This window comes from Paraburkholderia sp. GAS41 (genome assembly GCF_050436545.1).
Classification (GTDB): domain Bacteria; phylum Pseudomonadota; class Gammaproteobacteria; order Burkholderiales; family Burkholderiaceae; genus Paraburkholderia.
Genome location: NZ_JBNDMK010000048.1, coordinates 21178 through 28768, shown reverse-complemented (window position 1 = coordinate 28768; position 7591 = coordinate 21178). Strand labels below are relative to the sequence as shown.

The 7591-nt window shown below is 59.3% G+C and carries 7 protein-coding genes and 1 pseudogene; 4 read left to right on the top strand and 4 right to left on the bottom strand.

The features are described 5' to 3' along the window. The first annotated feature begins 48 nt into the window (after positions 1 to 48). The gene (locus P3T43_RS34630; protein ID WP_429285497.1) at positions 49 to 1509 is read left to right on the top strand and encodes an ISNCY family transposase; all 1461 of its coding nucleotides are present in this window, start codon (positions 49 to 51) and stop codon (positions 1507 to 1509) included. Positions 1510 to 1817: 308 nt separating this feature from the next. Here P3T43_RS34630 and P3T43_RS34625 read toward each other — a convergent pair whose 3' ends face one another. Further along, positions 1818 to 2291, bottom strand: a complete 474-nt coding sequence (locus P3T43_RS34625; RefSeq protein ID WP_429285496.1) for an RES family NAD+ phosphorylase — start codon at positions 2289 to 2291, stop codon at positions 1818 to 1820. Continuing rightward, positions 2288 to 2716 carry an antitoxin Xre/MbcA/ParS toxin-binding domain-containing protein gene (locus P3T43_RS34620; RefSeq protein WP_046565320.1) on the bottom strand — a complete coding sequence of 143 codons (429 nt, stop codon included), beginning with the start codon at positions 2714 to 2716 and terminating at the stop codon, positions 2288 to 2290. The genes P3T43_RS34625 and P3T43_RS34620 overlap by 4 nt, the downstream gene beginning before the upstream one ends. Before the next feature lie 467 nt (positions 2717 to 3183). On the opposite strand from P3T43_RS34620, the gene P3T43_RS34615 reads away from it, so the two are divergent. Next, on the top strand, positions 3184 to 3339 hold the full coding sequence (locus P3T43_RS34615) for a hypothetical protein (RefSeq protein ID WP_429285495.1): 156 nt from the start codon (positions 3184 to 3186) through the stop codon (positions 3337 to 3339). A gap of 217 nt (positions 3340 to 3556) precedes the next feature. On the opposite strand, the pseudogene P3T43_RS34610 reads toward P3T43_RS34615, so the two are convergent. Then, a pseudogene (locus P3T43_RS34610) lies at positions 3557 to 4051 on the bottom strand (transposase); the annotation flags it as partial. A gap of 61 nt (positions 4052 to 4112) precedes the next feature. Here P3T43_RS34610 and P3T43_RS34605 point away from each other — a divergent pair. Next, positions 4113 to 4472 carry a hypothetical protein gene (locus P3T43_RS34605; protein ID WP_429285494.1) on the top strand — a complete coding sequence of 120 codons (360 nt, stop codon included), beginning with the start codon at positions 4113 to 4115 and terminating at the stop codon, positions 4470 to 4472. Positions 4473 to 5435: 963 nt separating this feature from the next. Here the strand turns inward: P3T43_RS34605 and P3T43_RS34600 are convergent. Further along, on the bottom strand, positions 5436 to 5690 hold the full coding sequence (locus P3T43_RS34600; protein WP_429285493.1) for a DUF4148 domain-containing protein: 255 nt from the start codon (positions 5688 to 5690) through the stop codon (positions 5436 to 5438). A 408-nt stretch (positions 5691 to 6098) separates the two neighbouring features. Between P3T43_RS34600 and P3T43_RS34595 the strand changes: the two genes are divergently transcribed. After that, positions 6099 to 7370, top strand: coding sequence for a family 16 glycosylhydrolase (locus P3T43_RS34595; RefSeq protein WP_429285492.1), 1272 nt, complete (start codon positions 6099 to 6101; stop codon positions 7368 to 7370). The last annotated feature ends 221 nt before the right edge of the window (positions 7371 to 7591 follow it).

Genomic DNA, 7591 nt, shown 5'->3' with positions numbered 1-7591 from the left:
GATCAGCCGTGCCATACTGGCCCGGCACCCGTACCCCGTTGTGCGCGTGTGGGGCTCGACACTGGAATGAACTTGGCGGTTAGGACCGGTGTCGGCCTGTTTCTTCGGCGGTCAGTTGTAGTCGTTCTTCTACCGCATCCCGATTCCCGCGTCATCCCCCTGCCGAACCGCACATCCCCGGTGCGTCTGCGCTCGCCCTACGGGCTCCCTCCGACGCACCCGAATCTGAGCCTCATGAAACGTCCCAGAGTCGCCGGGCTGAACAGCAATCGCGTCGCACGGCTGTCCGACGCCGCCATCCAATGTCGGATTCCGACCGCCATTCACAACGGCATCCGTCTGGCGAAGGAAACGGTTCGCAGGCTGATGACGGACGCCGGCCTGTGGGTGCCACGCCGGCAGCGGCCACCGAAGGTCTACCAGCCACGCGCCAGGCGGTCGTGCCTGGGCGAGTTGATCCAGATCGACGGCAGCGAGCATGCGTGGTTCGAAGACCGGGCGCCTCAGTGCACGCTGCTGGTGTACGTCGACGACGCAACCAGCCGGCTAATGCACGTGCTTTTCACGGCCACCGAATCGACGTTCAGCTGCTTCGAGGCAACGCGTGCGTACATCGAGCGTCACGGTAAGCCCGGAGCGTTCTACAGCGACAAGGCAAGCGTGTTTCGGAATACGGCCGCCGGCAAGACGGGCAACAGCGTGACGCACTTTGGCCGGGCGATGTACGAGCTGAACATCGACACAATCTGTGCAAACAGCAGCTCGGCCAAGGGGCGTGTCGAGCGCGCGCACCTGACGCTGCAGGACCGGATGGTGAAGGAAATGCGGTTGCGCGGCATCAGCACGATGGCTGAGGCCAATGCCTGGGCGCCCTCCTTCACGGCTGCCTACAACGCGCGTTTCGCAAAACCTCCGAAGAGCGACTTTGACGCACACCGCCCGCTGAGGACTGACGAGAACCTTGACCTCGTGCTCACCTGGCGCGAGCCGCGGAAGGTGACGAAGGCGCTGACCGTGCAGTACGACCGGCTTCGGTATTTGATGGACGATACGCCGGAGAACCGGCGGCTGATCGATCGGTATATCGAGGTTTGGGAGTACCCGAACGGGCGTATCGAGATCCGTGCGGATGGTAAGGCGATCCCATGCCACTCGTACGACCGGCTGGCCGAAGTTGATCAGGGTGCGGTCGTCGAGCACAAGCGGCTGGGCCACGTACTTCAGGTCTCGCAGGTGATGCAGGCGCAACGCGATAACAGCCGGATTGGCAAGGCGCCCTCCCGAACGCACCGGGGCGATTCGACCCGGACCAGCCGGAACGAGCGTCAACCGGGCAAGAAGAAGCAACGCGAATTCACGCAGGCGGATATCGAACAGGTGGTCGTGGATCTTGCCCAGCAAAGACAGGCACAACCGCAACCCCGCAAACCTGGCCGTCGGTCTGCAAAGGTGGTCGACGCAGACGTAAGCGCCCTGCCCATTCAGGACGGATCCTTCAACACTGCGTGATCAGTAACCCATGAAAGATAGACCTTTTAACCCTTAAAAACACGACATCTGTATTTAGCTGCCGCTACGACATCTTGAAATGGCCTCGACATGAATAAAAAGGGCCAAATTATGTTATGTCAAGTCGTCAGGGCGATCGACAAAAAATGACAGCCGTGTCGGCTTTGGCAACCAGACAAGGAGAATATAAGACGGCACTGCACGTGCCATTGCGAGCGGCGAGTGCGAACTAAACTAGAAGCGACGTCCTGGGCATCTCCCTCGAGGAGCAAAGCGCCGAGGCAAGGCTAGCCGACCACCATCATAATCTAGGAGTGGCCGACCGACGGCATCACAAAGAGGCGTTCGTCCCACACCACGGGTTGCGGCTCGGTCACGGCAATCCGCGTCGCGTCGGGGTGTGCGGGATTGACCAGCACGTTGAACTCTGCACGGACAACGACCGAAGGTACGATCAGGAGCGCGGTACGCGACTCGGTCAGCCAAGCGTCGCCGAACTCCCTTGCCGCTTGCAGTGCTGGCGCATCCCATCCCCCCGGCAACGATTCGGCCGAATGGCGTTCGACGCGAACATCGTCAGGAACCGTTGCTTCAACCCATCCGTGTGTCTTCGGTACCTTGCCAATGCGCGCATGAACAAGAACCTCGAGCATTGCACCGGCGAATGTCGACGCGGCGTAGATGACCGGTCGCCCCGGGCTATTGAAGCGGCCGCCCACCAGCATCGCGCCGGTGCCGCTCCAGACCGTGTGTCGAGTGTCGGCGATTCGAAACAACTTCACGCCGGCAACCCATAAAACAGTTTCCAGAGCAGCTCTTCGACCCGGCGCGCACCGAGCTCGGTCAGCGCAACATCGAGCGGCGCCCGCCCTTCGAGCTCCGGGTGCGGCGTCGACAGGAATTCCCGCGCGTCCTCTTCGTCGTTCCAGACGTAGGCCGTCGTCGCGACGATCCTGGCCAGCCGCTCAGTCTTTTCCGATTCGTCTGGGGTCAGCCGATCGCGACGCCGCTTATAGGTCGCTTCGGGGATGATGCGGGCAAGTAGCGCACGCCGGGCGTCGGCACCCTGCGTCGCATGTTCGACGCCCGCGCGCAGCGCGGACTTGGGCAGGCCGTCGCGGACAAGTGCCTCGAGTTCCGCGAGCGTGTGCGGCACCTGCCGCAGTTCCATGACCGCGGCCACTGCTTCAGGCGTAATCAGTGACATGCGACCCCCGACTAAAGTATCAGTTGATACCCAATGATAGCGCAATTGATACCATCCGCAAACCCATCTTCAATCTAGCTGGCTCCAGCGGGGAGCCTGTCGAGGCGGCTACCTCGACATCGTCCGTACCTGCGAGAATCGCCCACATAGCATGGCGGCGCGTTACAGCCTACAGAAATCTTTCGTACACGAAACGCTCAAGCAATTAGGCATCCGCTGGCGACAGGATGTCGCACTGGGCACGCGGATAAACCATTTATAGTGCACTGCACAAGCCCGTGTGATCGGTAGGTGCGATCTGACGGTCGTGTTATAGTGCACTGCACAAGCACTGTCCGATCGGCAAGTGCGATCTGACGACCGCGTCCGGCGTTGCCGGGTTGCGGGCAGACATGCCGCTGAAGGGTGATTCGACACGCCTGTCAGCTTCGCCCAGTTTCTGTCTACACCATCGCAATGAGGTCCCTGTGAAATACCTTCCCCGCATCGCCGCGTCTGGAGCCCTCCTGGTCGTCGCTCTCGGTGTCGTCACCTTCGCCCAGATCAAGTTCGCGCCGCAATCCGCAGACAACAACCCGGTCGCACGGATCGTCCTGAACGTCGAGTCGCAACTGAACGGCTGAGCGACTCTATGTAGCCCGCGCCCCCGCAGGCAAAGAAAAACCCGCCAGGCTCTGAAGAGAACTCGCGGGTTTAGCAGGCTGCGGAAATACCCGAAGCAATCACGAGCGGCTTTCCTCCCGAAGGGGAAGCTGTAGTCGTTTTTTCACCATCCGGGAATTGATCGCCCGATTCCCGTCTCTGGTGGCTAGTCGGCGCCTCTTTTAGCCCCGATTTAGCTTATTGCGCCACCTGCGTACGGATTTGTCCCAAGGTGCGCATACGAACCAGGTTGTACGCCGCCATCGTCAGCACAAGCATCTGGTCCACTTTCTTCAGGCCGCGCACCATCACCTGACGCATGCCCCCAACCGTCTTGGCCCAGCCGAATCCCTGCTCAATCAGCTTGCGTTTTTGCTGCGAGATGGCGTAGCCCGCGCTTTGGGCAATCGCATCCGGCACCGCCGAATGCCGTCCCGACTTGTTCTGCGCCACATGCGGCGCGACCTTCATGTCCACACAGGCCTCCACGAATTCCTGGGCGTCATAGCCCTTGTCAGCTCCGAGCGTGATCTCGCGCGCCGGGTCATCGAGCGCCTGTCTGGCATCATTAATCATGATCTTGGCGGCTTCGCGCTCGGCATGACCATCAGCGATCGTCACCACGGCATTGGCCACCAGACCGTGTCGGTTGTCGCTCAGGGTATGGCCCATGTAGCGCAATTCACTGGCGGTGCTCAACAATCGGGGGGCCGGGAACGGTTTTCACGTCCCGCGGAAGGCTGAAGCTGATGGCGTGCTTGCTTCAATTCAATTTGCAAAACCGCTGGTGCTGTGGAATCTGGGCGAAGATCACAGCAGCAGGCTCGGCATCCAGGATCCGATTTCGGAGCGCGATCACGAAACCTGTCAGCACCTTGGTTTGCAGATGCGTGAAGCCATGTTGATGAAGCCTCTGGGCGAGCGGCCGGATGGATTCGCCTACCCGTCACATCGCGTCAAAGGATGTCCGGCTCTCGCGCTTGCCGATTGGGCGGCGCCGGACCTGTTTGCCGGTGCACAGATCAGCATCGCGCGATTCCGCGAAAGCGAGATCTTCGCGCGCTTCCGTGACGATCCGATGTGCACCGCGCCGCCTGAGTTGGATGCTCGCTGAGTGCTGAATGGGGCCACGCAAACGCTGCGATGACGTTGCGCCAGACGACCAAGGCCCGTTCAATGCAGTAATTGCAAGCTCCGGTGGTGTTTCGATCCACTTACTTCTTTTATAGTCGCGAACTAGAAGCCCAACTGTCCCCAGACCTTGTCCCATTGCGCCGCCAGTCGTTCCGCTTCCGGAAAAGCCGGTCTGAAAGCGTCACCGCTGACAGGGCCCTTCCAGACTCGTAGAACGTGAAGTTATCGATAGGCTGCGCCGCAAATTCCGGATCGTTGCCTTACTGAGGAATAGCCGACTCGAGCGCTTTGCGCGTAAGCGTGTCTGCCGCATGCCTTCCAGATTAACCACAGGCAACGGAGGCAACAGCTTGCCGGCGCGCGCCGCGGAAATCAGCGACGGCGTGCACTGGCTTGGGCCTCACAGATCAGTGCATGTCCGGCCGCCGCTGGCGCGAGCTTCTTGTGACCACTCGATCGACCACTTAAGCCGGAATACGACGCGAGCGGGCCTTGCGCTGCACCGTGAGGAATACATATTAACGCGAAAAAGTGATTGTTTTACTCATCAAACCGGATGTACCTGTTTGCTGTTCGGGGGAAGGCAGCCAACTCCAAACATCAGCCGCAAAGCCCCGCCAGGTTTGGCTTCCATGTCGCATAGACGCGGTCCACCCATCCTCCTACCCATACTGCGGAATCGATCGCCGAGGCGACGCCGCAAATGGAGAGTTGCGCACTTGTCGCGACAGTGTTCGCACCAGGTTATGTCGCATGTATCTGGTCCGATCCTGAACTTCCGCAGTCGGACCTCGCGCGGCCGTGCTCCCTTTCTAAGGTGCGGCTGCAACGAGCACGGTCAACCGGGGATCTGCCGACTACCGATTGATCATTTGTTAGACCGGTCTCCCGTGCATCTGCTCGTCCATGTATCCGCCCGTCGACACTGTCGTTCTGACAAGAGCTATTGCGATAAGCCGTTGGCTTTCGGTACGGTGATGTGCCTGGTGTGCTCCGCTGCGACACGTGCTTCTGCTGCCTGAAGATTATCGGGGTACTCAACGTAGTCGACGGATCCAGGATGGAAGCCCGCATTCTCGACCTCGATGAGCTCGGCAATGACTTGAGCCCGGGTCAAGGGCACCGTTGACTGTGCGAAGGAAACTGCTGGAACTGTTGATACAGCGAGCGCCGTTACGGCGTAGAGAAGGAACTTCACGATTGATTCCCTCCGAAGACAGGTGACGTCACCCCGGCCACACCGGCGAAGAGCCGACGGTCGGTAATTTCATTGTAGTCGTGGCGGCCAAAACGCGTCGGCTGCAGGGCTGCCTATTGCCTATGCTCCTTGCCAAGACGCCCTCTCCACGACCTCCTCTCCACCTCTCCTGCCTTAATCCGGGAGCACCTATCCGCGTGGATCCCGCGCTGCATTGGCAGTGGTCCGCGCGACTATCTCTGAAATTCCATTGAACGGATAACAAAAAAACAACAAAAACTCCAATCGTTCTATTGATCGGAATTTTTAGGTACTAACACTTATTTCACGCGAGCTTATTCCGCCATTAATCTTCTAGTTGTTCCGATAATCGGAACCAACAAGCCAAACTTTTTAGACGGGAGCACCATGAGACAGAAGGTTGCGCGCCTGCGTGCGCCATTGAAATCGCTTCGCCCTGCCCCTCTGGCTACCGCAGTCGCGGGTATTCTGGGCTTGGTTGTCGTTGTCCCGCTCGCAGAGGCCTCGGGTCCACCGGTTGGAACCAACGGTTGGACGGCAGACGTCGCTGCCAATCCCGTGTTTACCGACAACTTCAGTGGGGCGACACTCGACACATCGAAGTGGACCTATCGCACGGATCAGTGGAAGTCAGGGTTGCAGAGCGTGCAGACCCCCGCCAACGTAAGCGTCAACAACGGTCTGACCATCGCGCTTCTCAAGCAAGCCACACCGAACGTGCAGACTTCGAGTGGGACCATCACGCAGCAGTTTACCGGCGGCGGCATTATCAGCACGCAGGCGTTCCGGTACGGCTACTATGAAACTTCCGCCCAGATCAATTCCACCTCCGGCTGGCATAGCTCCTTCTGGTTTCAGGAGGACGGAGGCAACGGTTCGAATACCTACACCTCAGCCCGACGTACCGAGATCGACGCCTTCGAAATCGATTCCAAGACGCCGACTTACATCCGGCACAACCTTTTTGAGTGGTATCCGCCGTTCACCAGCACGCCAGAAATAACTTCCGGCCAGTATGTGTATCCCTACTTCGCGTCGGGAGCAAACTTTTCGACGGGCTACCACACGTATGGCGTTGACTGGGAAGAAGGTTCGATCACTTACTACGTCGACGGCAACTTGATGTACAGCACCACATACTCACCCAGCACGGACACGAACGATTACATCAATATCTGGCTTTCCACCGTAGCAACCGAGTCACCCACGGCAGCTACGGACCACAGTAACTGGGCCTATGCAACCTACTGGCAGAAGGATTACTACTCTGACTATAACGACGCAGGCACGGGTTACGCAGAGGTCACCGGAACCTGGTACACCTCTAGCCTTCCCGGCTGGACAAAGGGATACGTATCGCGCTACGCCACCTGCAACACGGCCGGTAACACAGCCACGTGGACGCCAACAGTCCTGAACGCCGGCAACTACAACGTCTACTACTACAACATTGTCAATGCCAACAGTGATCCAAACATGAGCCTGAATGTTGCCGGGCAGACCACCATGGTCAATGGCACAACCGGCACTACCGGCTGGATACTGCTCACCGCAGCGCCGATCGCCGTCCCTGCGGGCAATTCAACGACGGTGACGCTAACGTCGAGCGGCAGCGGTTGTGCACGTGCAGAAAACGTCAAGTTCCTCCGCGTAAACTGACCCTAGCCCTCGGGCCGCCCGAGGCGGCTTCTCACCCAACACCTGCTCAATCGATCCGATCATGATCAAGTCTGGTCTTATCAGGAAGCAACCCGTGGCTGCGGCATATGGCGCAGTGTGTCTCTCACTCCTTTTGTCCGCCTGCGGCGGCGACGACTCCTCGCAAACCACCGCCCATTCGGCAAATATGTCGGCAACACAAACAAGTCTGTCTTCCGGAG